This is a genomic window from Roseomonas sp. CCTCC AB2023176, from assembly GCF_042259275.1.
Lineage (GTDB): Bacteria > Pseudomonadota > Alphaproteobacteria > Acetobacterales > Acetobacteraceae > Roseomonas.
The window spans coordinates 3,089,471-3,115,257 of sequence record NZ_CP170086.1 but is presented as its reverse complement, the minus strand read 5'-3'; the positions used below and the strand labels follow the sequence as shown (position 1 = coordinate 3,115,257).

The window sequence follows — 25,787 nt, the reverse complement described above, 5'->3', positions numbered from 1 at the left end:
ACGCCCGCCCCCAAGGTCAAGCCGCGGCCGTCAGGCCGCGGCGGCGCGGTCCATCGCGGCCGGCACGCTGAAGTCGGGCAGGGTCAACACCGCCAGGACCATCTCGCCCGCGCTCGTCAGCCGCAGGCGCTCGCGCGGGTCCACCTCCACGGCGCTGCCGGCCCGTAGCGCCTGACCATCCGCCGCCCCCTCTCCCGACAGCACGTACAGCAGCGTGCGGGCAGGCCCGCCCTCCTTCGCGACGCCGCCCCGTGAAACCCGGATCTGACCGATCCGCACTCCCCGCTCCGTCAGCCGCCCGAAGTCGCGCCGCGCGACGCCCGGCCCGTCCTCCAGCCAGGCAAAGGCGTCTGGGTGCATCACGACGGGGGATCGGAAGCGAGGCCGCGGATAGACGACCGGCGTGCCCATCACGTGCTGCCAGACCGCTTCGTACCCATCCTGGTTCCGCTTCACGCCGGGCGGAAGGTTCGTCTCCTTGTCCCGAAAGAAGACGCCGTCGCGGAAGGTACCGAGCTTCGACAGCTCCGCCGCGCCGCCGAAGAGCGCCTGATATGGCATGAAGCCGGACCCGGTCGGCGCGCCGGATTGCAGCAGCAGCTGTTCCGACGGTCCGTCGGCCGCGATCGTGTAGTAGGTCCCCTCGCCGTAGTAGCCGACCTCACCGGGCCGGAGGAGGTCCGCCTTCCCGTCGCCGAACTCGCCCATCAGCTGCCAGCGCACCTGGTCGAAGTTGTGCCGGTGGCGCGGCGCATCATAGCGCGTCTCGACCCTCGCGATGGACAGCTCGTAGCAGTCCGGCGCCCCGGCGGGGCCCGTCAGGAGGTGCTTGAAGGCGATTCCACCTTCCCGGTGCGAGGTGCGGGGGACGGTGAAGGGGATCTCGTCCCCATGGACCACGCGCATGGCTTCCCTCCTCGGTCGTAGGACGATATCGTAGGACGGAGATGCTGGACGCCGCAACGCTTTCCCGCGTGGACCAGGTTGCCCTCGCCGTGCGGGAGAGGGTGGCCGGAGGCGCCTACGTCCCGGGCCAGCGCATCGTCGAAGCCGCGGTCGCGGCCGAATTCGGCGCCTCCCGGGGCGTTGTACGCGAGGCCTTCCGGCGCCTCGCCGCGGAGGGCGTGCTGGACCTGGAGCCACACCGCGGCGCGGTGGTCCGCCGACTCGCCCGCGCCGACGTCCAGGCCATCGCCCCGATCCGGGAGGTGCTGGAAGGCCTCGCCGCCCGGCTCGCCGCAGGCGCCTCGGGTGCGGCCGCCCCGCTGCGCACCTCCCTCGCTGCCCAGCATGCGGCGGAGGCGTCGGATGACCCCGTTGGCGCCTTCGCGCGGGAGAACCTGGCCTTCCACGGCCTGATCCTCGACCTCGCCGACAACCCTCGGCTGGCGGAGAGCCTGCGCCCGCTCTCCACCCCCTTGTCACGCATGACCTACGCCCGGCTGCTCAGCCGCGCGGCGCGGGACCGGGCGCGCGCGGAGCACGTGCGGGTGGTCGAGGCCCTCATCGCCGGCGACGGCGCAGCGGCGGAGGCCACCATGCGCGCCCATGTCCGCTCGGCATCCGAGGAGCTGCTGCGCCTGCCGCACCCGCTTCTCGCCTGACGTCACCACGGCCGCAGAGACGGCCGCCCCGAGAGGAAACGATGCACCGACGCCCCCTCCTGCTTTCCGCCCTGGCCGCGGCCGCTGCCCGCCCCGCACGGGCCGACGACCTGCCGCGCGGGCCGTTCCGCATCGTCAGCGGCTTCGCGCCGGGTGGGTCCATCGACACCCTCGCCCGCTTCCTGGCGCGCCTGGCGCAGGACCGGACGGGGCGGACCTTCGTCGTGGAGAACCGTCCCGGCGCGGGCGGTACGCTCGGCGCGTCGGCCGCGGCGCGCGCGGCCCCGACCGGCGAGACGCTCCTGATCGGAGATGTCGGCACGATCGGCACGGCGAAGGTCTTCTTCCGGGACCTGCCCTACGACTCCGAAGCCGACTTCGTCCCCGTGATCCTCGCCGCGACCCAGCCGATCGTCATGGTGACGGCGACGACGCCCACCTCCCTCCCCGACCTGATCGCCCGCGCCCGCGCCAATCCCGGCCGGCTGACGCATGGCGCCGCGGGCGTCGGCAACCTCACCCACCTGCTCGGGGAAGAGCTCCGTCGCCGCGCCGGGATCGAGATGACGGACATCCACTACCGATCCGGCGGCGAGGGGATCACCGCAGCCCTGAAGGGCGAGGTGGACCTGTCCTTCTTCTCGCTCGCGACGGCGCTGCCGCATCTCCGCTCCGGCGCGGCCCGGGCGCTGGCGGTCCTGGAGCCAGGGCGCCTGCCCGACTACCCCGACCTGCCACCCGCCGCGGAGACCCTGCCCGGCTACGTCGCGGCCTTCTGGTACGGCCTGCATGCCCCCGCCGCGACGCCGCCCGCGACAGTCCAGGCCCTGAACGCCGCCCTCAACGCCGGACTCCGCGACGCGGAGGCGACGCGGAATCTCACCGCGGCCGGGTTCCGCGTCGGCGGCGGCACGCCGCAGGACTACGGCGCCGTGGTCGCGCGGGAGCGGGAGACCTGGGGCGCGGTGATCCGGCGGCTGGGGCTGGAGGGAACGGGCGGTCGCTGAGGCTGCGGTCTCCTATCGTCGCGCAGTGGTTGGCGCTGAGGCGACGGGTGCAAGCGACATCCCGCCGGCGCCGCATGGGTCTCACAGGGGCGAGGCTGTCGCCTGCTTCCTGACCGCCCAGCGGGCCACCGCGTAGGCAAGCGGGCCGACGACCGCGCCGACCAACAACCCGCCGAGCGCGAGGTGTTCCCCCGCAGGCAGCGCCTGGATCAGCCAGGCCGGCCCGTGCTTCGGGATCCAGTGCGGCCCGTGGCCGGGCATGAGGAGGCGCCCGATCTCATATTCCAGCGGTATGAGGATCGCGTGCGTCAGCGGGTTGCCGAACAGGACGCAGGCCGCTCCTGCCGCGGGAAGGCTCCCGCGGACCAGGAAGGCAGCGGTCGCCGCAAAGATCAGGTGCAGCCCGAAGGCGGGGAGCATCGCCGCGAAGGCCCCCGCGCCGATGCCGCGCGCCACCTTGGACGGGCCGCCGGGCGAAGCGAGGAGGCCCGCCCAACCCGTCCGGAGCCGGGCCGCCAAGCGCGCGAGCAGCGCGTCAGACCTTCTCGACCTGCCCGTATTCCAGGTCCACGGGCGTCGCGCGGCCGAAGATCGAGACGCTGACCTTCACGCGGCCCTTCTCCTCGTCCACTTCCTCCACGGTGCCGTTGAAGGAGGTGAAGGGACCGTCTGCGACGCGCACCTGCTCGCCGACCTCGAAGACGATGGCGGGGCGTCGCGGCTTCTCTGCGGTATCCTGGACCTGCTGCAGCATCCGCATCGCCTCCCGCTCGGGGATCGGCTGCGGCTTGTTGCGGGCGCCGAGGAAGCCCGTGACCTTCGGGGTGTCCTTCACGAGGTGCCACGCCTCGTCGGACATCTCCATCTTCACCAGGACATAGCCGGGGAAGAACTTCTTCTCGGCGTTGACCTTCTGGCCGCGGCGGACCTCAACGACCTGCTCGGACGGGACGAGGACGTCGTCGATCGCCTCGGCCAGGCCCTTCTGGGCAGCCTGTTCCTTGATCTGCTGGGCGATCTTCTTCTCGAAGCCCGAGTAGACGTGGACGACGTACCACTTCTTGTCGGCCATGATGCCGGTAGCCTCCTGTCTCGCATCCCGGCCTCCGGCCCCTCTCGCTGGGGACCTCCGACGCGGGACGCGTCCGAATGTTGTGCCCTTCCGGCCGGGCAGGCCGCGGGGACTGGCCGGCCCGAGGGCCGTCGGTCCGCGAAACGCGTCAGCCGAACCCGAAGAGGACCCGCATGGCAAGACGGATCACCTGGTCCACGACGACGAAGAACACCGCGGCCAGCGCCGAGAGCGCCATCACCAGCCCCGTGGTGATGAGCGTTTCCTTGCGGGAGGGCCAGGTGACCCGGCCCACCTCCTGCCGGACCTCGCGCAGATAGGCGAGGGGATCGATACGGGCCAAGCGGGGCCTCCGGGGCGCGCTCCCCGCGCCGCCGGGGCGGGAGGGACGGCGCGTAGGGTGAACGACAAGCGCGGCCGGCAGGCCTGGCAGGGGCGGAGGGTCTCGAACCCCCAACCTCCGGTTTTGGAGACCGGCGCTCTAGCCAATTGAGCTACGCCCCTACGGCCGGGGCCGCGCAGGGGCCGTGGCTTACGGCAAGGCCGTTCGCCTGTCGAGGGGATCGCCCGGCGTCAGGCCCGGACCGGGTCGCGCACGACGAGCGTCCCGCCCAGCTTATCGTGCCAGCACTGCCGCCGGCCGTCCCGGATCATCCAGAGATACCCGAAGCCCAAGGGAATCGCGGACAGCAGGTAGCCGAAGTAGCGTAGCGCGAGACGCGGCCAGGGCGGCACGCCGCCGGTCGCGGCGTCCACGACGCGCAGTCGCAGCAGCATCTTCCCCGGCGTCGCCTGCCGCGTGACCCAGAACAGGATGACGACGCAGGCCCAGATCAGGTTCAGCAGGATGTCGGCGCCCGGCGAGAGGTCCGTGCCGCCCTTCAGCCCGAGTCCGATGGACGCCAGCACGTAGGAGGCCGGGATCATCCAGGCCGCGTCGAGGATGCTCGCGACGACGCGCACCCAGAAGCCGGCGAGGACCGCTTCCCCGTACCGCGTGTCGCTCATCCACCCCGCCTCCACACGGACGAAGGGCGGGCCACCTTCCGGCAGCCCGCCCCCCCAGCGTCCCGCCCGAGGGCGGGCCTATTACTTCTCGATGCTCGCGACGACGCCGGCGCCGACCGTGCGGCCGCCCTCGCGGATGGCGAAGCGCAGGCCCTCGTCCATGGCGATCGGGGCGATCAGCTCGACCTCCATCGTCACGTTGTCCCCCGGCATCACCATCTCCACGCCCTCCGGCAGCTTCACCACCCCCGTCACGTCGGTGGTCCGGAAGTAGAACTGCGGCCGGTAGTTCGTGAAGAACGGCGTGTGACGCCCGCCCTCCTCCTTCGTCAGCACGTACGCCTCGGCCTTGAACTTCGCGTGCGGCTTGATCGAGCCAGGCGCCGCAAGAACCTGCCCGCGCTCCACCTCCTCACGCTTCGTCCCGCGCAGCAGCGCCCCGATGTTGTCGCCCGCCTCGCCCTGGTCCAGCAGCTTCCTGAACATCTCGACGCCCGTCACCGTCGTCTTCACCGTGTCCTTCAGCCCGACGATCTCGATCTCCTCGCCGACCTTCACCACGCCGCGCTCCACGCGCCCTGTCCCACCGTCCCGCGCCCGGAGATCGAAAACACATCCTCGATCGGCATCAGGAACGGTCGGTCCTTCGGACGCTCCGGCTGCGGAATGTAGGCGTCCACCGCCTCCATCAGCTTCAGGATCGCCTGCTCGCCGATCTCAGGCGACTTGTCCTCCAGCGCCATCAGCGCCGAACCATGGATGATCGGGATCTCGTCGCCCGGGAACTGATACGACGAGAGGAGCTCGCGCACCTCCATCTCCACCAGCTCCAGCAGGTCAGGGTCCGCCATGTCCACCTTGTTCAGGAACACCACCAGCGCCGGCACGCCCACCTGCCGCGCCAGCAGGATGTGCTCCCGCGTCTGCGGCATCGGACCGTCCGCCGCCGACACCACGAGGATCGCCCCGTCCATCTGCGCCGCACCCGTGATCATGTTCTTCACGTAGTCGGCGTGCCCAGGGCAGTCCACGTGCGCGTAGTGACGGTTGTCCGTCTCGTACTCCACGTGCGCCGTCGAGATCGTGATCCCCCGCGCACGCTCCTCCGGCGCCTTGTCAATCTGGTCGTACGCCGTGAACGTCGCACCACCCTTCTTCGCCAGCACCTTCGTGATCGCCGCCGTCAACGACGTCTTGCCGTGATCGACATGCCCGATCGTGCCGATGTTGCAGTGCGGCTTGTTCCGCTCGAACTTCGCCTTGGCCATTTTTGTCCTGTCCCGTTCGGGGCGCGGGGCCCCCGCCCACCGCCAGGGGGCGTGTTGCAGAAGGTCTCGTGTTCAGCGCGCGCAGGGCAGTGGAGCGGGTGACGGGAATCGAACCCGCACAGCCAGCTTGGAAGGCTGGAACTCTACCATTGAGCTACACCCGCCCGGTTCGTGCCGCGGACGCACCGGAATCCGGAACCCCCGCTTCTCGCGCGCCGCGCCTGCCGGTTGCGGGGACTGGTGGAGGGGGTTGGATTTGAACCAACGTAGGCTCACGCCAACGGATTTACAGTCCGTCCCCTTTAGCCACTCGGGCACCCCTCCACAGGGTCCCCAACCCCTGCGGGCGGGAGCGCGGCGGGTTAGCCGTATCGGAGCGGGGGTGTCAACGGCAGGGGCGGCGTGGCGTCGCGCTCTTCCGCCGCGGCGCCGCGGCGGCCAGGATGGGCGCATGCCTCCCCGACGCCCGCCCGGCCCGCCGTCTCCGCGTGGCGGACCTTCCCCCGGCGCAGGTTCGTTCCGGCCAGGCGGACCACCGCGCGCTGCGCGCGGTCCCGATGACCGCGCCGGTGGAAGGGAACGCGGGCCGCGGCGGGACGAGGTGCCGGAGCGACCCGCGCGACGTGAGGAGTGGCAAGCCACCGAGCGCGGGCCTCGCGGACTTCCACCGCGCAGCGCGGCGCCGGGCCGCGCGGAACGGCCGGTGACCCCTCCCTCGCGCAACCGCGGCGCGCCCGGGCCCGAAGGCCGCGAGGCCATCCCCAAGGAGGGCAGCGGCGTCGTTTGGCTGCATGGCCTGCATGCCGTGGCCGCGGCGCTGGCCAACCCGCGACGGCGCCTCCGCCGCCTCCTCATCACGGCCGAGGCCGAGGCCGCGCTGACCGAAAAGCTGCGATCCACCGGCGGCATCCCGAAGCGCGTCCAGGCCGAGCGGGTCGAGGACCGCTCGCGCTTCCACACCTTCCTGCCGGAGGACGCCGTCCACCAGGGCGCGGCGCTCCTGGCCGAGCCGCTCCCCTCCGTAAACCTGGACGACGCCCTCGCCGCCTCGCCCGGCCCGGTGCTGCTGCTGGACCAGGTGACGGACCCGCGGAACGTCGGCGCCATCCTCCGCTCCGCTGCAGCCTTCGGGGCGGCGGCCGTCGTCATGCAGGACCGGCACGCGCCGCCCGAGACGGGCGCCCTCGCCCGCGCGGCTTCGGGCGCGCTGGAAGTCGTGCCGGTGGTGCGGGAGGTGAACCTGGCCCGCACCATCCGGCACCTCCAGGACAAGGGCGCCTGGGTCATGGGCCTCGCCGGCGACGCCAAGCGCACCCTTGCCGAGGCCAAGCCGACGGACCGGCGTGCCGCTCTCGTCCTCGGCGCCGAGGGCAGCGGCCTGCGGCGCCTGCAACGCGAGACCTGCGACGAGCTGGTTCGCCTTCCCATCGCGCCCGCGATGGAAAGCCTGAACGTGTCGGCCGCTGCGGCCGTCGCGCTCTACGAAATCGCCCGCGACGCGGATGCGGGAGGAGACGAGGGATGACGGATGCCGTCGCGGAAATCCTGGCTGCCCGGCGCGACCACCGGAACCTGGACTTGGCCATGGCGGACCGGCCGGCGGACCTCGAAGCCGCCTACGCCCTGCAGCGCCGCCTCGCGCGCGAAATGGGCGAGGACCCGCCGGCCGGCTGGAAGATCGGCGCCACGACGACATCGATGCAGGCCTATCTTGGCCTGACCCATCCCTGCGCCGGCTTCACACCGCGCACCGGGCTGCGGGACGACCACGGTGAGTTCCGCTTCGCCGACTACGTGAAGCCCGGCGTCGAGTGCGAGATCGGGCTGCGCCTGCGCCACGGCATCGCGCCGGGCCGCCATGGCCGCGACGCGCTCGCCGACGCGGTAGAGCACGTCTTCGCGGCGATCGAGGTCGTGGACCAGCGCTACGGCGACTTCGCCTCGCTCGGCGCGCCGACGCTCATCGCGGACCAGGTCTTCCATGCCGGCGGCGTGATGGGGCACCCGGCCTCGGGCTGGCCGGGAATCGACCTCGCCGCGGCGCGCGGCTTCGTGTCGGTGGACGGGGCGGTAAGGGCGGAGGGCGTCGGCGCCGACCTGCTGGGCCACCCGTTGGACGCGTTGGGCTGGCTGGCCGATTCGGGGGCGGCCCATGCGTTCGGCGGCTTGCGGGCGGGGCAGGTCGTGTTCCTCGGCTCCGTGACGCCGCCGATCTGGCTGGACGGGCCGTGCCGCGTCAGCGTCTCCTTCGAACCTCTCGGCGAGGTGACCGCGTCCTTCGCGTGACGTGCGCCCGGCGGGAAGGATGCCTTAACCCGACCCGGCGCAACCTGCCGCCGCACCCGAGAGGGGCACCGTTCCGCCAGGATGGCCCGACAGAGAGGATGTTCCCTCATGCGGTCCTCCACGCGGGGTTCTGCCCCTTCGACCTGGCCGACCTCCCCCGACCCTGCCGCCTGGCAGGCCCTTCCCGACGACCTGCAACTGACCCTGGCGCAGGAAGCCATGCGCCGCGCCGCCGACACCCTGGCCGACCACGCCGAGCTGCTGGCGGCCGAGATGGAGAACGGCGCACTGCTCGATCAGGGCCGGACGGGACGCGCTGCGCCTCTTCGCCTCCGTCGTCAGGGCGACGAGCAGCGGCGGTTTCGCCTGCGCCGGGAGCGCGTGACGGGACGGTCGGTGGCGTGACCGGCCGGCGGGCGGTCGCGCGCGGTGCCGGGTGAGGGGATCGAACCCCCGACCTTCGGTTTACAAAACCGCTGCACTACCGCTGTGCTAACCCGGCCTGCGCCCGCGGAAGGACAGGATTTCCGCCCCTGCCGACGCCGGGCCCCCGCTCTCCGCGCGGACCTGGACGGCGGGGAGAGGGTAGCCCCGCGCCGTCCCGCGGGAAAGCCGCGGCGCGGTGCGGACCCGCCGTGGCTGGGGGGCGCCGATTCGGATCGTCGCGGGACAGGCAACGGCGCGATCCCTGCCCCAGCGCCGGAGCGCGAGCGGCGACAGGAGGGCCGCCGCGAGCCCGAACACCCCGATCAGGACGAGCATGTCCACCGTCTCCCAACGCCGGAAGCCCCCAGGACACTCCTGGTGGAACGGCACCCCGGCATCGTCCAACTATTTTGTCACGAATCCGTTTCGCGTGAAGGTCCTCACATCTCGTTCGTCGCGGGTTGGGGAGAACAAACCGTGCAAGCGGCGCGCGCCTGTCCTATCTCTGGCGGGCCATGGACACCCTGCCGACCAGCCTGTTCCACCCGATCCGCCGGCCGGTGCCGGCGGGCGGAAAGCCCCTCAAGGTCGTCTCCCCGTATGAACCCGCGGGCGACCAGCCCACGGCCATCGCGGAACTGGTGGAAGGCCTGCGGCGGAACGAGCGGGATCAGGTGCTCCTCGGCGTCACCGGATCCGGCAAGACCTTCACCATGGCCAAGGTCATCGAGGCGGTGCAGCGCCCCACCCTGATCCTCGCGCCGAACAAGACGCTGGCGGCGCAGCTCTACGGCGAGATGAAGTCGTTCTTCCCGGAGAACGCAGTCGAGTACTTCGTGTCCTACTACGACTACTACCAGCCGGAGGCCTACGTCCCGCGCACCGACACGTATATCGAGAAGGACGCGCAGATCAACGAGCAGATCGACCGCATGCGCCACGGCGCGACGCAGTCGCTGCTCGAGCGCCGCGACGTGATCATCGTCGCGTCGGTGTCCTGCATCTACGGCATCGGCTCGGTCGAGACCTACTCCAACATGATCATCAAGCTGGAGGTCGGCGGCCGGATCGAGCGCGACGCGCTGCTGAAGGCGCTGGTCGAGCAGCAGTACCGCCGAAACGACACGGCCTTCCAACGCGGCACCTTCCGCGTGCGGGGCGAGACGGTCGATGTCTGGCCGTCCCACCTCGAAGACCGGGCCTGGCGCATTTCGATGTTCGGCGACGAGGTGGACGGCCTGCGCGAGTTCGATCCGCTGACGGGCGAGATCGCGGGGGAGATGGAGCGCGTCGCGATTTACGCGAACTCCCACTACGTCACGCCGCGTCCCACGCTGATCCAGGCCATCCGCGACATCAAGGTGGAGTTGAAGGAAACGCTGGCGCGCCTGCACGCGGAGGGAAAGCTGCTCGAGGCGCAGCGCCTGGAGCAGCGCACGATCTTCGACATCGAGATGATGGAGACGACCGGTTCCTGCAAAGGCATCGAGAACTACTCCCGCTACCTCTCGGGCCGCGGCCCCGGCGAGCCGCCGCCGACGCTCTTCGAATACCTGCCGGAGGGCTCGCTGCTTGTCGTGGACGAGAGTCACGTCACGATCGGCCAGATCGGCGGCATGCAGCGCGGCGACTTCGCGCGGAAGTCGGTGCTCGCGGACTTCGGTTTCCGCCTGCCCTCCTGCATCGACAACCGTCCGTTGAAGTTCGACGAGTGGGAAGCCTTCCGGCCCGAAACGGTCTTCGTCTCCGCGACGCCCGGCGCCTGGGAGATGGAGCGCACGGGCGGCACCTTCGCGGAACAGGTCATCCGCCCGACCGGCCTGATCGACCCGCCGACCGAGATCCGGCCGGTGGAGGGCCAGGTGGACGACCTGCTGGCCGAATGCCGCACCGTCATTGGCAAGGGCGGCCGCGTCCTCGTCACCACGCTGACGAAGCGCATGGCCGAGGACCTGACGGAATACATGACGGAGACGGGCATCAAGGTCCGGTATCTCCATTCCGACGTGGATACGCTAGAGCGGATCGAGATCATCCGCGACCTGCGCCGCGGCGTCTTCGACGTGCTCGTCGGGATCAACCTGTTGCGGGAGGGGCTGGACATCCCGGAATGCCAGCTCGTCGCGATCCTCGACGCGGACAAGGAAGGGTTCCTGCGCTCCACGACCTCGCTGATCCAGACGATCGGCCGCGCCGCGCGGAATGCGGAAGGGCGCGTCATCCTCTACGCCGACGTGATGACGCGCTCGCTCCGCGCCGCGCTGGAGGAGACGTCGCGGCGCCGCGCCAAGCAGATCGCCTACAACGAGGCGCACGGCATCACGCCGCAGACCATCCGCCGCGACATCTCCGACGTCCTGCAGTCCGTCTACGAGCAGGACTACGTCACGGTGGAGGCGGTCGAGGACGACAAGACCGCGCAGTTCGTCGGCAAGGACCTCCGCGCCTCCATCGCGGAACTGGAGCGCAAGATGCGCGCCGCCGCCGCCGACCTGGAATTCGAGACGGCCGCACGCCTGCGCGACGAGATCAAGCGGCTTGAGGCGCTGGAATTGGGCCTCGACACCCCGCCGCCGACTGGGCGCGAGGCGCGGGCGCGGCAGGACTGGAAGCCGAAACCGCTCGGCCCCGGTGGCGGCGGCTACGACCCGGACAAGGCGAAGAACCGCACGGCGTCCCGCGGAGCGCCGCGCCGCAAGCGGGCCTGAACGCGCCGCTACCGCACGGAGAAGGCGAGGTCGCCCATCAGCCCCGCCCCGCCCCGCGACGACCAGGCGGTCCAGCGCAGCACGTAGTCGCCAGGGGGCAGCCCGCCGGTGTTGGCGTAGAGCGTGTCGGGGCTCGCCCCGAGCCGCGGCCGGAGGCTCCGCAGGACGGTTTCGGCCCGGACCACCTCCAGCCGCGAAGCGCCGTGGTCCACCGGCTGGTTGAAGCGGATCCGGAACTCCTGCCGGCGCCCGTCCATCACGGCGCGGGGGCCGGTGAGACGTCGAGCATCCGCATCTCCTCCGCGAGGGCCGGCCGGATCAGGGCCAGGACGAGGAGGGCGGGCAGGAGGCGGTGGGGCATGGGCGGTGTTCCCGGGCGCGTACAAGCAGCCCTTCGCCGCAGGGCGCCCGCCGGCTACGGTCCCGCCTGCCGCAACCCCGCCCGGGGCGGGGCGATACCGATGTCCGAGAACAGGAGCCCCCGATGCACGCCAAGATCGGCATCAACGCCGCCCCCCAGGCGGTCATGAACTGGCTCTCGCGGCCGGAGAACACGCGGCACTGGTTCGCCCACCTGCGCCACGCGGCGGAGGAGATGCCCGATGTCGGGCTCTCCGCCGATGCCGGGGCGATGCTGGTGCGCTGGACGGCCGCGCCGGCCGGCGAGATGCACGTGACGGGGCGGGGCCATGCCTCCGACCTCACCCTGACCTTCTCCGACACCGGCCATGTCGTGGAGCCGCCGGTCGAGGAGATGAGCCCGGACGACCCGCAGACAAACGCCGGCAACGCGCTGCGCAGCGTCAAGAGCCATGTCGAGAACGCGGAGGGCGGCGACCCCGACATGCACACGCGCGGCGTGGTCTCGAAGGAGGAGGTCGAGGAGATGAACCGGGACAAGGACCCGGCCGCGACCTGAAGACGGGGCCGGGGCCGGACACAGGTCAGTCCAGCGTTGCGCCGGATCGCCGGACCACCTCGCCCCAGCGGGCCGCCTCGGCGCGGATGTAGGTCGCGAAGGCCTCCGGCGCGCTGCCGACAGCGGCGGCGCCCTGTTCCCGCAGCGTCCGCTCGACCTCCGGGTCCGCCAGCGAGGTGGCGGCCGCGGCGTGCAGGGCGGCGAGCATCGGCGCCGGCGTGCCGCCCGGCGCGACCATGCCGTACCAGTTCACCGCCTCCACCGTGGGCAGCCCGGCCTCTGCCGTCGTCGGAACCTCGGGCAGCAGCGGCGACCGTTCGCGGCTGCCGATCGCAATCGCGCGCAGCGCGCCGGCCCGGACCTGGGGCAGCAGCACCGGCAGGTCCGCGAACATCATCTGGACCTGCCCCGCGACCAGGTCCGTTACCGCCGGCGCGGCGCCGCGATAGGGCACGTGCACGATCTCGATCGCCGCGGCGAAGCGCAGCCCCTCCCCCGCCAGGTGCGGCATGGAACCGTTGCCGGAGGAGGCGAAGTTCACCCGCCCCGGATTCGCCCGGGCATGGGTGATCAGTTCCGCGAGGTTCGTCGCGGGCAGGCGGGGATTCACGGCCAGCAGTTCCGGCACCGTCGCGACGAGCGTCACCGGCGCGAGGTCCCGCCCGACGCGGTAGGGCAGGTTCGGAACGAGGCTCTCCGCGATCGCGAGCGCCCCCGCGCTCGTGACCGCGACCGTGTGTCCATCCGGCGGCGCCTTCGCGACGAGGTCCGTGCCGACCACGCCCCCGCGCCCGCGCGGTTGTCGACGATCACGGGTTGGCCGATCAGCACCGACATCCGCGCCGCGAGGACGCGGGCGATGATGTCGTTCGGACCGCCAGGCGGGAAGGGAACGACCATCCGAAGCGGGCGCGTGAAGGACTTGGGCTGCGCCATGGCCGGAGCAGCAACGGCTGCGCCCAGCGCCAGGGCGCCGCGTCGGGTCAGGTCGGTCACGGCGCGCCTTCCTCCATCAGGGTGGGCAGCGGGTTCTCGACGCCGTCGGGCACGCCGATCCGGTAGACGTTCAGGGTCATGGAGACGAGAGTGTAGTAGCCCAGAAGGCCGACGAGCTCCGCGAGGCCGCGTTCACCGAGGATGTCGCGCGCCTCGGCGTAGGCCTCGTCCGCCAGCCCGCGCTCCCGGTGGATGGCGAGGGCGGCATCGTGCACGACCCGCGTCGTCGCGTCCGGGAAGACGGGCCGGCGGCCGTGGCGGATGGACTCGATGGTCTCTTCCTCCAACCCGGCCTCCCGCGCCGCGCGGGCGTGGACGAACCACTCGTACTGACTCGTCCAGAGGCGCGCAGTAACGAGGATGGCCAGTTCGGACAGCCGCGGTCCGAGCGCCGTCTGGTAGCGAAGGAACTCCCCGAGGGCCTGGGCGCGGCGGGCGAGTTCGGGACTGGCGATCCAGGCCCGCATCGGCGCGGGCACCCGGCCGCGCAATCCGGACGCGGCTTCCGCCAGGGCGGCGCGCTGCTCCGGCGTGCGGTCCTCTTCCGGGATGTCCACAAGGCGGGACTTAACCTTCGTCTGCATCGCGGCCGGCGTTCCTCTTCCCCCTGGCCGAGGATTGCCACCGGCCCCGGGCCCTGCCTAGGCTTCCCGAAAGCACTGGGGGAAGCGGATGGAATCCGTGCGTGCCGCCGCGCGTCCCGCGCCATCGCTGACAGCGAAGGACTAGGGACGAATGGCCTCGGTCGAGATCCGGAACGTCCGGAAAGCCTTCGGTACGACGCAGATCCTGCACGGCGTCTCCGTGGACATCGCGGACGGGGAGTTCTGCGTCCTCGTCGGCCCGTCCGGCTGCGGCAAGTCCACCCTGCTGCGGATGATTGCGGGGCTGGAGAACATATCGGGCGGGGAGATCTCGATCGGTGGGCGGGTGGTGAACGCGCTGCCGCCGAAGGACCGGGACATCGCCATGGTGTTCCAGAATTACGCGCTCTATCCGCACATGACGGTGCGGGAGAACATGGGCTTCTCCCTGAAGCTGGCGAAGGCCCCGGCCGACGTGACCCAGGCCGAGATCAGCCGCGCCGCCCGCATCCTCGGGCTCGAGGCGCTGCTGGACCGATATCCCCGGCAGCTGTCGGGCGGCCAGCGGCAGCGCGTAGCCATGGGCCGCGCGATCGTCCGGAACCCCCAGGTGTTCCTCTTCGACGAACCGCTGTCGAATCTCGACGCCAAGCTGCGCGTCCAGATGCGGGCGGAGATCAAGGACCTGCACCAGCGCCTGAAGGTCACGACGGTCTACGTCACGCACGACCAGATCGAGGCGCTGACGATGGCCGACAAGATCGTGGTGATGAACGGCGGCCGCATCGAGCAAACCGGCGCGCCGCTGGAACTCTACGACCGCCCGGCGAACCTGTTCGTTGCGGGCTTCATCGGATCGCCCGCCATGAACATGCTGCGCGGGACGGTCGGCGATGGCGGCGTGCGGATCGGCTCGGATGCGTGGCCCCTGCCACCGAATGCCGGGGTCACGCCGGGACAGCCGGTCATCTACGGCATCCGTCCGGAGCACCTATCGCTCGATACAACCGGCATCGCGGGTCAGGTCGCGCTCGTCGAGCCGACGGGGTCGGAAACGCAGGTGACGCTGCGAATGGGCGAGGCCTCGCTGACCGGCGCCTTCCGCGAACGCGTCACGGCACGGCCGGGCGAGTCGCTCGCGATCCGGCCGAACCCCGCGCTGGTGCACCTGTTCGACGCGGAAACGGGCCGGCGTATCTGACGCCGGCGGCAACGAGGAGGAAAGAACGGGAATGGCGAACATCATCACCCGCCGCAGCCTGCTGGCGGCGAGCGCGGCCGCCATGGCCGCGACGGCGGTCGGCGAGGCCGGCGCGCAGATCGCACGGACCGATGCCCCTGCGCCGCGCCTGCCGATCGAGAGCGGCGCGACGCTGCGCATGCTGCGCCCCGTCCGCTTCGTCCAGCCGGACGAGGACACTTGGCGCGCCAACTGCGCCCGCTTCACCCAGGCGACCGGCGTCCAGGTCAGTGTGGACTTCGTGGGGTGGGAGGACATCTCCCAACAGACGGCCGTCACCGCGAACACCGGCGCCGGCCCCGATCTGATCGTCGGCTTCAACGAGGCGCCGCACGTCTACGCCGACAAGCTGGTCGAAGTGACGGACGTCGCGGAATACATCGGCCAGCGCTACGGTGGCTGGCTCGCGCTGGCGCAGAAGTACGGCAAGCGGCACAACACGAACAACTGGATCGGCCTGCCCTTCGGCTCCTCCGGCGGGCCGATGGTGTGGCGCAAGTCCGTCCTGTCCGAGGTGGGCTTCCAGGCGCCGCCGGAAGACCTGCCTGGATTTCTGGACCTCTGCAAGAAGCTCAAGGCCGCGAACAAGCCGTCGGGCTTCGCGTTGGGCAATGCGGTCGGTGACGGCAACGCCTTCGCCAACTTCATCGTCTGGTCGCATGGCGGCGCCCTGGTGAACGAGGACGGCAGCGTCGGCATCAACACCCCGCAGACGGTCGAGGCGCTGAACTACCTGAAGGAGCTCTACCCGACCTTCATCGACGGCACGACGGCGTGGAACGACGTCTCGAACAACCGCGCCTATTCGGCCGGTCAGATCGCGCTGACGCAGAACGGCGTGTCGCTCTACTTCTCGATGAAGAACGATCCGGCCACGCGCGCGGTCGCCGACGACACCTTCCACTCGCTCATGCCGAAGGGGCGCGCGGATTCGGCGCCGAATGCCGGGCTGACGCTGAATGCCATGGTGTTCCGACACTCCCGCTTCCCGAACGCGGCGAAGGCGCTGCTGGCCTTCCTGCTGGAGTCCGAGCAGTACGACCCGTGGCTCCAGGCCAATCTCGGTTACTGGTCGCAGCCGCTCGAGAACTACTCGGCCTCGCCGGTCTGGAACTCCGACCCGAAGATCGCGGTCTTCAAGGACACGATGCGCAGTACCTTCTGGAACGGGTACAAGGGCCCGATCAGCGAGGCCTCCGCCACCGCGACGAACGAGTACATCATGGTGCAGATGTGCGCCTCCGTCGCCTCGGGCCAGGCGACGCCCGAGGCCGCGGCACGGGAGGCCGCGCGGCGCTCCGAGCGCATCTTCCGCCGCCGTACGTGACGGGACGGGAGCCCCGGCGACGGGGCGCCCTTTCCCGAGGAGGAACGCCATGTCCGAAGCCGCATTGACGCCCAGGGCAGAACGGTGGGTCGCGCGCCGCGCCGATCCCGGCTGGCTCGTGCGCCTGTTCGATAACAAGGCGTTCCTCGTCTTCGTCTGCCTGCTGCCGGCGGTCGGCCTGCTGCTGACGTTCCTCACCTACCCGCTCGGCCTCGGCATCTACCTGGCCTTCACGGACACGACGATCGGCCGCGCCGGGCACTGGGTCGGGCTGGAGAATTTCGAGTACCTCCTGGAGGACCCGATCTTCTGGAACGCGGTCTTCTATTCCGTCTTCTACACGACCGTCGCGACCATCCTGAAGTTCGGCCTGGGGCTTTGGCTCGCGCTGCTGCTGAACAACCACTTGCCGTTCAAGAGTATCCTCCGCGCGATCATCCTGCTGCCCTGGATCGTGCCGACGGTGCTGTCGGCCATCGCCTTCTGGTGGATCTACGACCCGCAGTTCTCGATCGTCTCCTGGGGATTGATGCGGCTCGGGGTGATCGACAGCAACATCAACTTCATCGGGTCTCCCTGGCCCGCGCGGTGGAGCCTGATCTTCGCCAATGTCTGGCGCGGTATTCCCTTCGTCGCGATCTCCCTCCTGGCCGGGCTGCAGACCATCTCGCCATCCCTCTACGAGGCTGCGCTGATCGACGGGTCCACGGCGTGGCAGCGCTTCCGCTTCATCACCTTCCCGATGCTGCTGCCGATCCTGGCGATCGTCATGACCTTTTCGATCATCTTCACCTTCACCGACTTCCAGCTGGTCTATGCCATCACGCGGGGCGGGCCGGTGAACTCGACCCACCTCCTCGCGACCCTGGCCTTCCAGAAGGGCATTCCGGGCGGGGAGCTGGGCGAAGGTGCGGCGATCGCCGTCTCGATGATTCCCTTCCTCGTCTTCGCAACGCTCTTCTCCTACTTCGCGCTGGCACGGCGGAAGTGGCAGCAGGGAGAGGCCAATGACTAACGCAGCCACCCTTCCCGCCGATGCGCCGGAGACCCGGAACAGCGCGACCGTCGCGCCGGAAACGATGCAGTGGGACAGTCGCGCGCGGCGCATGGTGACGATCTACCTGCCGCTCGCCTGCTTCGTCCTGATCCTGCTCTTCCCGTTCTACTGGATGACGATCACGTCGTTCAAACCGAACTCCGAACTCTACAACATGCGGGACAACAACCCGTTCTGGATCAACTCGCCAACGCTGGACCATATCCGGCACTTGCTGTTCAACACGCGTTACCCCCGCTGGCTCTGGACGACGATGCTGGTGGCGGTCGGGGCGACCGTCCTGTCGCTCTTCGCCTCGACGCTCGCGGCCTACGCGATCCAGCGCCTTCGGTTCCGCGGCAGCCAGTACGTCGGCCTGGCGATCTACCTGGCCTACCTCGTCCCGCCTTCCATCCTTTTCATCCCCCTCGCGACGATGGTCGTGCAGCTCGGTCTCTTCGATAGCCCGATGGCGCTGATCCTCGTCTACCCTACCTTCCTCGTGCCCTTCTGCACGTGGCTGCTGATCGGCTACTTCAAGTCGATCCCGTACGAACTTGAGGAATGCGCGCTGATCGACGGCGCGACGAGACTTCAGATCCTGCGGCAGATCACCCTGCCGCTCGCCGTGCCCGGGCTGATCTCGGCGGGCATCTTCTCCTTCACCCTCTCCTGGAACGAGTTCATCTACGCCCTCGCCTTCATCCAGAGCGGCGACAAGAAGACCGTCCCCGTCGCTATCCTGACCGAACTGGTCACGGGCGACGTGTACCAGTGGGGCGCGCTGATGGCCGGGTCGCTGCTCGGTTCCCTGCCCGTCGCGCTCTTCTACTCCTTCTTCGTGGACTACTACGTCTCCTCCCTCACCGGCGCGGTGAAGGAGTGATGCCGAAAGGGACGCCATGGCTGCCTTCACGATCCTGACCACGCCATTCCTCGGGGACGGCTATCTGCTGGAGCGCGAGGCGCTGACGGGCCTGGACGCGGAGTTCGTGGAGGTGCCGGCGAACGAGCACGCCTTCGCCGAGGCTGCGTCACGCGCGGACGCGATCTACGGCAAGGGCCTCCGCATCTCCCGCCGGATCATCGAAGCCGCGACGAAGTGCCGCGTCATCGCACTGGGCTCCGTCGGCGTGGACCAGGTGGACGTAGTCGCCGCAACGGAGAGGGGCATCCCCGTCACCAACATCCCCGACACCTTCATCGAGGAGGTGGCGGATCACACGATGACGCTTCTGCTGGCGGGCTGGAGGCGCCTACCCACCCAGGAGCGGCTGGTGCGCGACGGCCGGTGGAAGGAAGGCCGCCCGCATCTGTACCAGTTCCCCCGCCTGCGCGGCCTGACGCTGGGCTTCATCTCCTTCGGCCGCATCCCCCGCGCCGTGGCGGAGCGCGCGAAGCCCTTCGGCTTCCGCATGATGGCCTACGACCCCTATATCGAGGAGTTCACCGCCCTGCCCTACGGCGTCGAGCTCGCGCCGCTGGACGACGTCCTGTCCCAATCCGACTTCGTCTGCATGCACGCACCCGGCACGCCGGAAACCGGCGGCATGTTCGGCGCGCAGCACTTCGCGAAGATGAAGGACACGGCGATCTTCGTGAACACGGGCCGCGGCCAGACGGTGGACGAAGGCGCGCTGATCGCCGCCCTCCAGGGTCGCCGCATCGCCGGCGCCGCGCTGGACGTGCTGGCGCAGGAACCACCCGCGCCGGACAACCCGCTCCTGCACATGGATAACGTGATCCTCACGGCCCACGTCGCCTCGGCGTCGTCGCGCTTCGATCCGGCGCGCAAGCGCCGCGTGGGGCAGGAGATCGCGCTCGTGCTGCGGGGCCGTTGGCCCATGTCGGCGGTGAACCCGGCCTCGCTCTACAAGTCGGACCTGGAGCGCTGGCAGCCCATCTCCATCATGCGGGGGCCGAACTCCTGAGCGACGACACCTTCGACCACGTCATCTGCGGCGGCGGCTCCGCCGGCTGCGTTCTGGCGTCCCGTCTCTCCGCCACGGGACGCCGGGTCGCGCTGGTCGAAGCGGGGCAGGACACGCCGCCAGGGAAGGAGCCGGCTGATATCCGCTCCTCCTATCACGGCCCGGCAGTGTACAACCCCGCGTATATCTGGAAGGGGCTGAAGGTCCAGCTCCGGCCCGTCCCGCACAACCGCCCGGAAGCCGCGGCGCCCCTGCGGGCGCTGGAACAGGCGCGCGTGCTCGGCGGCGGTTCCTCCATCAACGGCCAGTTGGCCAACCGCGGGCTGCCGACCGACTACGACGGCTGGGCGCGCGAGGGCGCGGCGGGCTGGTCCTGGTCCGACGTCCTGCCCTTCTTCCGCAAGCTGGAAACCGACCTCGACTTCGGCGAGACGGATCTGCATGGCGGCTTCGGCCCGATCCCCATCCGCCGCATCCCGAAGGAGCGTTGGGCCGGGCACAGTAAAGCCTTCGCCGCCGCCCTATCGGAAGCCGGCCTGCCGGAACTTCCCGACCAGAACGGTGACTTCCGCGACGGCTGGTTCGCGATTACCACGGCCAATGCCGCCGCCGATCACCGCGTCTCCGCCGCCATGGCCTATCTCACCGCCGAGGTCCGCGCGCGGCCCAACCTGACCGTCCTCACCGGCCACGACGTTCTGGGACTGGAGTTCGACGGCGACGGCCGCGCGAACGGCGTTCGCGTCCGCGCCGCGACCGGCGAGGCCCGCACGCTGCGCACGCGCGGCGACATCGTCCTCTCCATGGGCGCGCTCCGCTCGCCGGCGTTCCTGATGACCCAGGGCATCGGCCCCGCCGAAATCCTGCGGGAGAACGGAATTGAGCCGCGCATGATCCTCCCGGGCGTGGGCCGCAACCTGCAGGACCACCCGACTGTCGGCTTCGCCGCCTACCTGCGCCGGCCGCACCGGCAGATCGGCCCGCTCGGCCGCAACATCCATGTCGGCGTACGCTGGTCGTCGGCGCTGGAGGGCGTGCCTGCCGGCGACCTCTTCGCCATCTCCATCGCCCGGACGTCCTGGCACCCGGTCGGCGAGCGTCTGGCGGGCATGCAGGCTTGGCTCAACCGGTCCTACACCGGCGGCCGCGTGCGCCTACGCTCACCGAACCCGATGGACCACCCCGTCGCGGAACTGGAGATGCTGTCGGACCCGCGCGATGCGCAACGGGCCATGACGATGTTCCGCTCCCTCGCGGCCTGGCACGCGCAACCCGCGCTGCGCGCCGTCGCCGTGGATGCCTTCCCGATGGTCTACAACGAAGCGGTTCGGAAGGTCGCGGTGAAGAACCTGAAGAACGCCGTCTCCACCGCCATCCTCGGCCGCATCCTCGATGGCCCGGGCAGCCTGCGCCGCGCCGCCATCCACGGCCTGATCACCGAGGCCTCGCCCGTCGCCGTGCTGATGGCGGATGACGAAGCGCTGGAAACGCATGTCCGCAACACCTGCACGGGCCAGTGGCACGTGTCCTGCACCTGCAAGATGGGCGGCGACGACGATCCGATGGCGGTGACCGATCCCTCTGGCCGCGTCCGCGGCGTCCCCGGGCTCCGGGTCTGCGACGCCTCCGTCTTCCCCTACGTGCCCTGCGCCAACACGAACATCCCGACGATCATGACGGCGGAGAAGATCAGCGACGCCATCCTGCACGACCGCTGACGATCAGGCGCGCGCCTTCTCCGTCAACCCGCGGAGAACGGCGACCATGGCCTCGGCGCCCTCCTCGATGCTGCCGGTGTTCAGCACCTCCCGCACATCGAGGTCCAGCGGAAGACCGGCCTCGCGCGACAGGCGCGCAACGACCTGGTCGTGCGTCTCGCGTCCCCGCGCGGCGAGCCGCCGTGCCCGGACGGCAAGCGGCGCGGTCACGCTCAGCACTACCAGCGGATAGCGCTTCGCCGCCTCGCCGAGGGCGTGGCGCGACAGGTTGGCGACGGCGACCTGCCGGTCGTCCAGTGCCGTCTCCAGCGGGTCGCGCGGGATGCCGTAGAGCAGGCCATGCGCATCCCAGGACAGCGCGAAGAAGCCCGCGTCCCGCGCCTTCAGGAAGGCGCCGCGCGTCATGGCCTGGTGGTCCTCGCCGCCCGCGCCCTCCGGCCGCGTGATGACGCGGCGCAGGAAGACGAAGGACGGATCGTCGACAAGCCGCTCCCGCGCGGCCTCCATCAGCGTGTCCTTGCCGGCGCCCGAAGGCCCGACGACGGCGACGAGGGCGCCGCTCATGCGGCTTCCCGCAACGGCAAGACCTCCATCACCCGGTCGGCCACGCGGTCGCGCACTTCCACGTCGTGGAAGATGCCGACGATCGCCGCGCCGCGGGACTTCGCTTCGGAGATCAAGGCGATGACCACCTCCCGGTTCGCGGCGTCCAGGCTCGCCGTGGGTTCGTCCAGCAACAGGACCGGAGTGTCAACGACGAAGCCCCGCGCCAGGTTCACCCGCTGCTGCTCGCCACCCGAGAAGGTGGCCGGCGGCAGGACGTGCAGCCGCTCCGGCAGGTTCAGGCGCCGCAGCAGCGCTGCGGCCCGCGCCCGCGCTTCATCCCGCGGCATCCCGCGCGCCAGTGCCGGCTCCGCCGCCACGTCGAGCGCCGGCACCCGGGGGATCACCCGCAGGAACTGGCTGACATAGGCCACCGTGTCGCGCCTCAGCGCGATGACCTCCCGCGGCGCGGCCGTCGCGAGGTCCGCGATCGTCCCGTCGGGACGGCGCATCAGGATGGAGCCGCTGTCCGCCCCGTAGTTCCCGTGCAGCAGCCGCATGAGCGTCGATTTGCCGGCGCCTGACGGCCCGGACAGTGCCACGCATTCGCCGGGCATCACGGTCAGCGCGGCGTCCCGCAGCACGTGGATGGCCACGCCGCCGCGAAGATGCAGCGTGAAGCCCTTGCCGATCCCCTCGGCCTTCAGTGCCCAATCCCGGGTCATGGCGGCGATCATGCCGCGAGTACCGAGGAGACCAGGAGCTGCGTGTAGGGATGGCGCGGGTCGTCCAGCACCCGGTCGGTCAGCCCCTCCTCGACGACCTTGCCATGACGCATGACGAGGATGCGGTGGGCCAGCAGCCGCGCCGCTGCGATGTCATGCGTCACCAGCATCACGGCGAGGCCGAGTTCCGACACCAGCGCCCGGATCAGGTCCAGCAGCCGCGCCTGCACCGAGACATCCAGGCCACCCGTCGGCTCGTCCATGAAGACGAGACGCGGCTTCGTCACCAGCACACGCGCGATCTGCAACCGCTGCCGCATGCCGCCGGAGAACTGGCGCGGCGGATCGTCCAGCCGGTCGCGGGGGATTTCCACCCGTTCCAGCCAACGTGCCGCCTCGGCGCGGATGTTGCCGTAGTGGCGGCTGCCGACGGCCATCAGCCGCTCACCCACGTTTCCGCCGGCGGAGACCGCCATCCGCAGCCCGTCCCGCGGGTCCTGGTGCACGAAGCCCCAATCGGTCCGCGACAGGCGTCGCCGCGCCGGCTCGCCCATGGCGTTCACGTCCAGCAGCGCGCCGGTCGGGTCGCGGTACAGCACCGTCCCTGCGTCAGGCCGCATCTCGCCCGCCAGCACCCGCAACAGCGTGGACTTGCCGGAGCCGGACTCGCCCACGATCGCCAGCACCTCGCCCGGCCAGATGTCGAGGGACACGCCGTCCAGCGCCCGCACCGTCCCGAAGGCGATGGACAGGTCGCGGGCGGAGAGGATGGGTTCACCGCTCATTCCGCGGCCTCCTTCACGGCACCGCCCTGCTCAGCAGTACCGCCTTGGCGTTCCCCGCAGTAATCGGTGTCGGAACAGACGAACATCCGCCCGCCCCGGTCATCGGTGATCAGTTCGTCCAGGTAGGACGTGCGCGACCCGCAGAGCGCGCAAGTCCCGTTCGCGCGCATCGGCACGAAAGGGTGGTCCTCGAAGTCCAGGCTCCGTACCTCAGTGTAGGGCGGCACGGCGTAGAGCCGCCGCTCCCGCCCCGCGCCGAACAACTGGATGGCCGGCGAACGATGCATCTTCGGATTGTCGAAGGACGGGATAGGCGATGGCGCCATCAGGTAGCGCCCGTTCACCATGACGGGGTGGTCGTAGGACGACCCGACGCGCCCATGCTTCGTGATGTCCTCGTACAGCTTCACCTGCATCAGCCCGTAATCCGCGAGCGCGTGGATGCGCCGCGTCTCCGCACGCCGCGGCTCCAGCCGGAACAGGGGCTCGGGCTGCGGGACCTGGTAGACGAAGACCTGGCCTTCCCGCAGCGGGATCTCGGGGATGCGGTGGCGGGTCTGGATGACCGTGGCCTCCTCCGTCCGCTCCGTCGTCCGCACGCCCGGCGCGACGCGCGAGAAGAAGCGGCGGATGGAGACCGCATTCGTCGTGTCGTCCGCGCCCTGGTCGATGACTTTCAGCGTGTCGTCGGGGCCGAGCACGCTCGCCGTCACCTGGATGCCGCCCGTGCCCCAGCCGTAGGGCAGCGGCATCTCGCGGGACCCGAAGGGCACCTGGAATCCCGGGACCGCCAGCGCCTTCAGCAGGGAGCGGCGGATCATCCGCTTCGTCCCCTCGTCCAGGTAGGCGAAGTTGTAGCCGCTCACGGTCATTCCGCTGCCTCCGGCAGGGGCGCTTCCCGGAAGATGTCGCCGAGGGAGTCCTCCGGCGGAGCCGCCTCCTCGGTCGCCGTCGCCGCCCGGTTCGCCTCGGCCATCCGCCGCATCTGCCTTACCGCTTCCAACTCGCTCTGGAAGTCCACGTAGTGCGGCAGCTTCAGGTGCTCGAGGAACCCCGTCCCCTCCACGTTGTCGGAATGGTACAGGACGAACTCCTGGTCTTGCGCCGGTGCGGTCACTTCCTCGCCGAACTCCTCGGCCCGCAGCGCGCGGTCCACCAGCGCCATGGCCATCGCGCGCCGCTCCGTGCGGCCGAAGACGAGGCCGTAGCCCCGCGTGAACTGCGGCGGCTCGGAACGGCTGCCCTTGAACTGGTTGACCATCTGGCACTCGGTGACCTCGATCTCCCCGATATCCACGGGAAAGCCGAGCTCCGCCGGCTCGAACTCGACGGTCACGCGGCCCTGCCGGACCTCCCCGACGAAGGGATGCCCGTTGCCGTAGCCGCGTTGCGTCGAATAGCCGAGGCCGAGAAGGAAGCCCTCGTCTCCCCGCGCCAGGTTCTGCAATCGTACCGCGCGCGATGCCGGGAAGGAGAGGGGCTGCCGCGTCAGGTCGCCCGGCTCCGCCTCCGACGGCTGCTCCGGCGCCATCAGCCCTTCCTCCGCCAGCAGCCCGGTCACGCGCGGGCAGGCCGCATCGCCGGGCACGTCGCTTTCCAGTGACGGCGGCACCGCATGACCCTCGGCCGCCAGCGCGAAGTCCAGCAGCCGATGCGTATAGTCGAAGGTCGGCCCCAGCACCTGACCGCCCGGCAGGTCCTTGTAGGTCGCGGAGATACGGCGCCGCAGCGCCATCCCGTCGGTCTCGACCGGTCGCGACGCACCGAAGCGCGGCAGCGTGGTGCGGTAGGCGCGCAGGAGGAAAATCGCCTCGATCAAGTCGCCCCGCGCCTGCTTGACCGCCAGCGCCGCAAGGTCGGGGTCGTAGCAGGACCCTTCCGCCATCACGCGGTCCACCGCGAAGGTCAGCTGCTCCCGGATCTGGTCCGTCCCGATCTCCGGCACCGCGGCGTCGCCGCGCCGCTCCTCCGCCAGCCAGGCATGGGCGTTGGAGATGGCGCGTTCCCCGCCCTTCACCGCGACGTACATGGCCTCAGCCCTCCTCGATGCGGGTGGAACGCGGAAGGCCGGCGATGCGATCACCCGCGCAGAGGATCACGTCGACTCCGCGCGGGAACATCGCGTGGTTCGCCGCCCAGCCACGTGCGAAGCCCTCCGGTGCGCCGGCGACGCGCAGCCGGTGCTCCGTCTCGATCCCCGGCCCCGACAGGCGCCAGCCCGTGCCTTCGTCCAACGACATGACCTGCAGGATCAACGTGGCGGAGGTATGCGGATCCTCGTCCGTGCCGCCCCGCATCGAGGACAGCGCGGGCGGCGCGCCCAGCGCGAGCGCGAAGGCCGCCGCGGCAGGTTCCGCCACGACCGGCGACCCCGCGTGGAAGCGCAGCCAATCCGCCACCGCCTCCCCTGCATCCATCCAGACCGGCGTCTCCGCATCGGCCAGCGACAGCAGCACCGCGCCCGCCGCCGGGCAAAGCGGGGCAGGTGGCGTCGGCGGGCGGGTCAGACCTTGCACCCGCCCGGGCCGCGCCATCGCTTCCAGCAGCGCGCGGAAGCTGGCCTGGGCGTCCAGCACGGGATCGGCGAAGCCGGCAGCAGCGTGC

At 70.6% G+C, this 25,787-nt stretch carries 27 protein-coding genes, 4 tRNA genes and 2 pseudogenes; 13 read left to right on the top strand and 20 right to left on the bottom strand.

Translation table 11 applies throughout. The annotated features are described in order from the left end of the window. Positions 1 to 30: 30 nt before the first annotated feature. The gene (locus ACE7GA_RS15535; protein WP_376088112.1) at positions 31 to 906 is read right to left on the bottom strand and encodes a hypothetical protein; all 876 of its coding nucleotides are present in this window, start codon (positions 904 to 906) and stop codon (positions 31 to 33) included. Between the two features lie 41 nt (positions 907 to 947). Between ACE7GA_RS15535 and ACE7GA_RS15530 the strand changes: the two genes are divergently transcribed. Together ACE7GA_RS15530 and ACE7GA_RS15525 are read left to right on the top strand one after the other, a co-directional pair. After that, complete coding sequence (locus ACE7GA_RS15530; RefSeq protein WP_376088109.1) at positions 948 to 1,604, top strand: GntR family transcriptional regulator; 657 nt, start codon at positions 948 to 950, stop codon at positions 1,602 to 1,604. Between the two features lie 41 nt (positions 1,605 to 1,645). Continuing rightward, the gene (locus ACE7GA_RS15525; RefSeq protein WP_376088106.1) at positions 1,646 to 2,611 is read left to right on the top strand and encodes a Bug family tripartite tricarboxylate transporter substrate binding protein; all 966 of its coding nucleotides are present in this window, start codon (positions 1,646 to 1,648) and stop codon (positions 2,609 to 2,611) included. Between the two features lie 81 nt (positions 2,612 to 2,692). On the opposite strand, the gene ACE7GA_RS15520 is transcribed toward ACE7GA_RS15525, so the two are convergent. From ACE7GA_RS15520 to ACE7GA_RS15485, 8 genes and pseudogenes are all read right to left on the bottom strand, one after another. Beyond that, on the bottom strand, positions 2,693 to 3,130 hold the full coding sequence (locus ACE7GA_RS15520; protein WP_376088103.1) for a DUF2062 domain-containing protein: 438 nt from the start codon (positions 3,128 to 3,130) through the stop codon (positions 2,693 to 2,695). A gap of 16 nt (positions 3,131 to 3,146) precedes the next feature. Further along, entirely contained in the window at positions 3,147 to 3,683 is a 537-nt protein-coding gene (gene nusG, locus ACE7GA_RS15515; RefSeq protein WP_376088100.1) for a transcription termination/antitermination protein NusG, read from the bottom strand. A 148-nt stretch (positions 3,684 to 3,831) separates the two neighbouring features. Then, positions 3,832 to 4,026, bottom strand: a complete 195-nt coding sequence (gene secE, locus ACE7GA_RS15510) for a preprotein translocase subunit SecE (RefSeq protein WP_376088097.1) — start codon at positions 4,024 to 4,026, stop codon at positions 3,832 to 3,834. Between the two features lie 84 nt (positions 4,027 to 4,110). Continuing rightward, positions 4,111 to 4,187 (bottom strand) — tRNA-Trp (locus ACE7GA_RS15505). A 69-nt stretch (positions 4,188 to 4,256) separates the two neighbouring features. After that, the gene (locus ACE7GA_RS15500; RefSeq protein WP_376088093.1) at positions 4,257 to 4,691 is read right to left on the bottom strand and encodes an RDD family protein; all 435 of its coding nucleotides are present in this window, start codon (positions 4,689 to 4,691) and stop codon (positions 4,257 to 4,259) included. An 81-nt stretch (positions 4,692 to 4,772) separates the two neighbouring features. Continuing rightward, positions 4,773 to 5,959, bottom strand: a pseudogene (tuf, locus tag ACE7GA_RS15495) (elongation factor Tu). A gap of 90 nt (positions 5,960 to 6,049) precedes the next feature. Next, positions 6,050 to 6,123: transfer RNA gene (locus tag ACE7GA_RS15490), tRNA-Gly, on the bottom strand. A 74-nt stretch (positions 6,124 to 6,197) separates the two neighbouring features. Continuing rightward, positions 6,198 to 6,283, bottom strand: a tRNA-Tyr gene (locus tag ACE7GA_RS15485). A gap of 379 nt (positions 6,284 to 6,662) precedes the next feature. On the opposite strand from ACE7GA_RS15485, the gene rlmB reads away from it, so the two are divergent. The 3 genes from rlmB to ACE7GA_RS15470 all read left to right on the top strand — a co-directional run bounded on the left by rlmB (position 6,663) and on the right by ACE7GA_RS15470 (position 8,650). Beyond that, entirely contained in the window at positions 6,663 to 7,484 is an 822-nt protein-coding gene (gene rlmB, locus ACE7GA_RS15480) for a 23S rRNA (guanosine(2251)-2'-O)-methyltransferase RlmB (RefSeq protein WP_376088090.1), read from the top strand. Then, complete coding sequence (locus ACE7GA_RS15475) at positions 7,481 to 8,245, top strand: 2-keto-4-pentenoate hydratase (protein WP_376088087.1); 765 nt, start codon at positions 7,481 to 7,483, stop codon at positions 8,243 to 8,245. The genes rlmB and ACE7GA_RS15475 overlap by 4 nt, the downstream gene beginning before the upstream one ends. A gap of 108 nt (positions 8,246 to 8,353) precedes the next feature. Next, a complete protein-coding gene (locus tag ACE7GA_RS15470) occupies positions 8,354 to 8,650 on the top strand; it encodes a hypothetical protein (RefSeq protein WP_376088084.1) in 297 nt (98 codons plus the stop codon). Between the two features lie 25 nt (positions 8,651 to 8,675). On the opposite strand, the gene ACE7GA_RS15465 is transcribed toward ACE7GA_RS15470, so the two are convergent. Both ACE7GA_RS15465 and ACE7GA_RS15460 read right to left on the bottom strand, forming a co-directional pair. Next, a tRNA-Thr gene (locus tag ACE7GA_RS15465) sits at positions 8,676 to 8,747 on the bottom strand. Next, positions 8,738 to 9,061 carry a hypothetical protein gene (locus ACE7GA_RS15460; RefSeq protein ID WP_376088081.1) on the bottom strand — a complete coding sequence of 108 codons (324 nt, stop codon included), beginning with the start codon at positions 9,059 to 9,061 and terminating at the stop codon, positions 8,738 to 8,740. The genes ACE7GA_RS15465 and ACE7GA_RS15460 overlap by 10 nt, the downstream gene beginning before the upstream one ends. Before the next feature lie 125 nt (positions 9,062 to 9,186). Between ACE7GA_RS15460 and uvrB the strand changes: the two genes are divergently transcribed. Continuing rightward, positions 9,187 to 11,379, top strand: a complete 2,193-nt coding sequence (uvrB, locus tag ACE7GA_RS15455; protein WP_376088078.1) for an excinuclease ABC subunit UvrB — start codon at positions 9,187 to 9,189, stop codon at positions 11,377 to 11,379. A gap of 8 nt (positions 11,380 to 11,387) precedes the next feature. Here uvrB and ACE7GA_RS15450 read toward each other — a convergent pair whose 3' ends face one another. Next, positions 11,388 to 11,636 (bottom strand): copper resistance protein CopC, encoded by a 249-nt coding sequence (locus ACE7GA_RS15450; protein WP_376088075.1) that lies wholly within the window; start codon positions 11,634 to 11,636, stop codon positions 11,388 to 11,390. A gap of 227 nt (positions 11,637 to 11,863) precedes the next feature. On the opposite strand from ACE7GA_RS15450, the gene ACE7GA_RS15445 reads away from it, so the two are divergent. After that, positions 11,864 to 12,298 (top strand): hypothetical protein, encoded by a 435-nt coding sequence (locus ACE7GA_RS15445; RefSeq protein ID WP_376088072.1) that lies wholly within the window; start codon positions 11,864 to 11,866, stop codon positions 12,296 to 12,298. Positions 12,299 to 12,323: 25 nt separating this feature from the next. On the opposite strand, the gene ACE7GA_RS15440 is transcribed toward ACE7GA_RS15445, so the two are convergent. Then, positions 12,324 to 13,079, bottom strand: coding sequence for a tripartite tricarboxylate transporter substrate-binding protein (locus ACE7GA_RS15440; protein ID WP_376088069.1), 756 nt, complete (start codon positions 13,077 to 13,079; stop codon positions 12,324 to 12,326). A 211-nt stretch (positions 13,080 to 13,290) separates the two neighbouring features. Then, positions 13,291 to 13,878 carry a carboxymuconolactone decarboxylase family protein gene (locus ACE7GA_RS15435; protein ID WP_376088066.1) on the bottom strand — a complete coding sequence of 196 codons (588 nt, stop codon included), beginning with the start codon at positions 13,876 to 13,878 and terminating at the stop codon, positions 13,291 to 13,293. A 151-nt stretch (positions 13,879 to 14,029) separates the two neighbouring features. Between ACE7GA_RS15435 and ACE7GA_RS15430 the strand changes: the two genes are divergently transcribed. The 6 genes from ACE7GA_RS15430 to ACE7GA_RS15405 are packed head-to-tail and all read left to right on the top strand — an operon-like array spanning position 14,030 to position 21,130. Beyond that, positions 14,030 to 15,079, top strand: coding sequence for an ABC transporter ATP-binding protein (locus ACE7GA_RS15430; protein WP_376088063.1), 1,050 nt, complete (start codon positions 14,030 to 14,032; stop codon positions 15,077 to 15,079). Between the two features lie 31 nt (positions 15,080 to 15,110). Beyond that, on the top strand, positions 15,111 to 16,445 hold the full coding sequence (locus ACE7GA_RS15425) for an ABC transporter substrate-binding protein (protein WP_376088060.1): 1,335 nt from the start codon (positions 15,111 to 15,113) through the stop codon (positions 16,443 to 16,445). A 49-nt stretch (positions 16,446 to 16,494) separates the two neighbouring features. Beyond that, on the top strand, positions 16,495 to 17,460 hold the full coding sequence (locus tag ACE7GA_RS15420; RefSeq protein ID WP_376088057.1) for a carbohydrate ABC transporter permease: 966 nt from the start codon (positions 16,495 to 16,497) through the stop codon (positions 17,458 to 17,460). Then, a complete protein-coding gene (locus tag ACE7GA_RS15415) occupies positions 17,453 to 18,367 on the top strand; it encodes a carbohydrate ABC transporter permease (RefSeq protein WP_376088054.1) in 915 nt (304 codons plus the stop codon). The genes ACE7GA_RS15420 and ACE7GA_RS15415 overlap by 8 nt, the downstream gene beginning before the upstream one ends. A 16-nt stretch (positions 18,368 to 18,383) precedes the next feature. Continuing rightward, positions 18,384 to 19,412, top strand: coding sequence for a C-terminal binding protein (locus ACE7GA_RS15410; RefSeq protein ID WP_376088051.1), 1,029 nt, complete (start codon positions 18,384 to 18,386; stop codon positions 19,410 to 19,412). Then, entirely contained in the window at positions 19,319 to 21,130 is a 1,812-nt protein-coding gene (locus ACE7GA_RS15405; protein WP_376088048.1) for a GMC family oxidoreductase, read from the top strand. The genes ACE7GA_RS15410 and ACE7GA_RS15405 overlap by 94 nt, the downstream gene beginning before the upstream one ends. A 3-nt stretch (positions 21,131 to 21,133) precedes the next feature. On the opposite strand, the gene phnN is transcribed toward ACE7GA_RS15405, so the two are convergent. The 6 genes and pseudogenes from phnN to phnH form a co-directional block, all read right to left on the bottom strand. Then, positions 21,134 to 21,694, bottom strand: a complete 561-nt coding sequence (phnN, locus tag ACE7GA_RS15400; RefSeq protein ID WP_376088045.1) for a phosphonate metabolism protein/1,5-bisphosphokinase (PRPP-forming) PhnN — start codon at positions 21,692 to 21,694, stop codon at positions 21,134 to 21,136. Next, positions 21,691 to 22,398: a phosphonate C-P lyase system protein PhnL gene (gene phnL / locus ACE7GA_RS15395; protein WP_376088042.1), complete on the bottom strand. Its 708-nt coding sequence runs from the start codon at positions 22,396 to 22,398 to the stop codon at positions 21,691 to 21,693. Before phnL ends, phnN begins: the two co-directional genes overlap by 4 nt. 8 nt (positions 22,399 to 22,406) lie before the next feature. After that, entirely contained in the window at positions 22,407 to 23,183 is a 777-nt protein-coding gene (phnK, locus tag ACE7GA_RS15390) for a phosphonate C-P lyase system protein PhnK (RefSeq protein WP_376088039.1), read from the bottom strand. Further along, positions 23,180 to 24,055 (bottom strand): alpha-D-ribose 1-methylphosphonate 5-phosphate C-P-lyase PhnJ, encoded by an 876-nt coding sequence (locus ACE7GA_RS15385; RefSeq protein WP_376088036.1) that lies wholly within the window; start codon positions 24,053 to 24,055, stop codon positions 23,180 to 23,182. Before ACE7GA_RS15385 ends, phnK begins: the two co-directional genes overlap by 4 nt. Next, positions 24,052 to 25,212 (bottom strand): carbon-phosphorus lyase complex subunit PhnI, encoded by a 1,161-nt coding sequence (locus ACE7GA_RS15380; protein WP_376088033.1) that lies wholly within the window; start codon positions 25,210 to 25,212, stop codon positions 24,052 to 24,054. The genes ACE7GA_RS15385 and ACE7GA_RS15380 overlap by 4 nt, the downstream gene beginning before the upstream one ends. A gap of 4 nt (positions 25,213 to 25,216) precedes the next feature. Beyond that, positions 25,217 to 25,762: pseudogene (gene phnH / locus ACE7GA_RS15375) on the bottom strand (phosphonate C-P lyase system protein PhnH); the annotation flags it as partial. Positions 25,763 to 25,787 lie beyond the last annotated feature (25 nt).

What these genes read in the sequence shown, in the direction of transcription:
- ACE7GA_RS15535 (WP_376088112.1), bottom strand. Translation starts at nt 906, where the DNA reads ATGCGCGTGGTCCATGGGGACGAGATCCCCTTCACCGTCCCCCGCACC.
- ACE7GA_RS15385 (WP_376088036.1), bottom strand. Translation starts at nt 24,055, where the DNA reads ATGACCGTGAGCGGCTACAACTTCGCCTACCTGGACGAGGGGACGAAG.
- ACE7GA_RS15500 (WP_376088093.1), bottom strand. Translation starts at nt 4,691, where the DNA reads ATGAGCGACACGCGGTACGGGGAAGCGGTCCTCGCCGGCTTCTGGGTG.
- ACE7GA_RS15425 (WP_376088060.1), top strand. Translation starts at nt 15,111, where the DNA reads ATGGCGAACATCATCACCCGCCGCAGCCTGCTGGCGGCGAGCGCGGCC.
- ACE7GA_RS15525 (WP_376088106.1), top strand. Translation starts at nt 1,646, where the DNA reads ATGCACCGACGCCCCCTCCTGCTTTCCGCCCTGGCCGCGGCCGCTGCC.
- ACE7GA_RS15470 (WP_376088084.1), top strand. Translation starts at nt 8,354, where the DNA reads ATGCGGTCCTCCACGCGGGGTTCTGCCCCTTCGACCTGGCCGACCTCC.
- phnN (WP_376088045.1), bottom strand. Translation starts at nt 21,694, where the DNA reads ATGAGCGGCGCCCTCGTCGCCGTCGTCGGGCCTTCGGGCGCCGGCAAG.
- ACE7GA_RS15530 (WP_376088109.1), top strand. Translation starts at nt 948, where the DNA reads ATGCTGGACGCCGCAACGCTTTCCCGCGTGGACCAGGTTGCCCTCGCC.
- uvrB (WP_376088078.1), top strand. Translation starts at nt 9,187, where the DNA reads ATGGACACCCTGCCGACCAGCCTGTTCCACCCGATCCGCCGGCCGGTG.
- ACE7GA_RS15445 (WP_376088072.1), top strand. Translation starts at nt 11,864, where the DNA reads ATGCACGCCAAGATCGGCATCAACGCCGCCCCCCAGGCGGTCATGAAC.
- ACE7GA_RS15430 (WP_376088063.1), top strand. Translation starts at nt 14,030, where the DNA reads ATGGCCTCGGTCGAGATCCGGAACGTCCGGAAAGCCTTCGGTACGACG.
- ACE7GA_RS15475 (WP_376088087.1), top strand. Translation starts at nt 7,481, where the DNA reads ATGACGGATGCCGTCGCGGAAATCCTGGCTGCCCGGCGCGACCACCGG.
- ACE7GA_RS15410 (WP_376088051.1), top strand. Translation starts at nt 18,384, where the DNA reads ATGGCTGCCTTCACGATCCTGACCACGCCATTCCTCGGGGACGGCTAT.
- ACE7GA_RS15415 (WP_376088054.1), top strand. Translation starts at nt 17,453, where the DNA reads ATGACTAACGCAGCCACCCTTCCCGCCGATGCGCCGGAGACCCGGAAC.
- phnL (WP_376088042.1), bottom strand. Translation starts at nt 22,398, where the DNA reads ATGACCCGGGATTGGGCACTGAAGGCCGAGGGGATCGGCAAGGGCTTC.
- phnK (WP_376088039.1), bottom strand. Translation starts at nt 23,183, where the DNA reads ATGAGCGGTGAACCCATCCTCTCCGCCCGCGACCTGTCCATCGCCTTC.
- nusG (WP_376088100.1), bottom strand. Translation starts at nt 3,683, where the DNA reads ATGGCCGACAAGAAGTGGTACGTCGTCCACGTCTACTCGGGCTTCGAG.
- ACE7GA_RS15450 (WP_376088075.1), bottom strand. Translation starts at nt 11,636, where the DNA reads ATGGACGGGCGCCGGCAGGAGTTCCGGATCCGCTTCAACCAGCCGGTG.
- ACE7GA_RS15420 (WP_376088057.1), top strand. Translation starts at nt 16,495, where the DNA reads ATGTCCGAAGCCGCATTGACGCCCAGGGCAGAACGGTGGGTCGCGCGC.
- ACE7GA_RS15380 (WP_376088033.1), bottom strand. Translation starts at nt 25,212, where the DNA reads ATGTACGTCGCGGTGAAGGGCGGGGAACGCGCCATCTCCAACGCCCAT.
- ACE7GA_RS15435 (WP_376088066.1), bottom strand. Translation starts at nt 13,878, where the DNA reads ATGCAGACGAAGGTTAAGTCCCGCCTTGTGGACATCCCGGAAGAGGAC.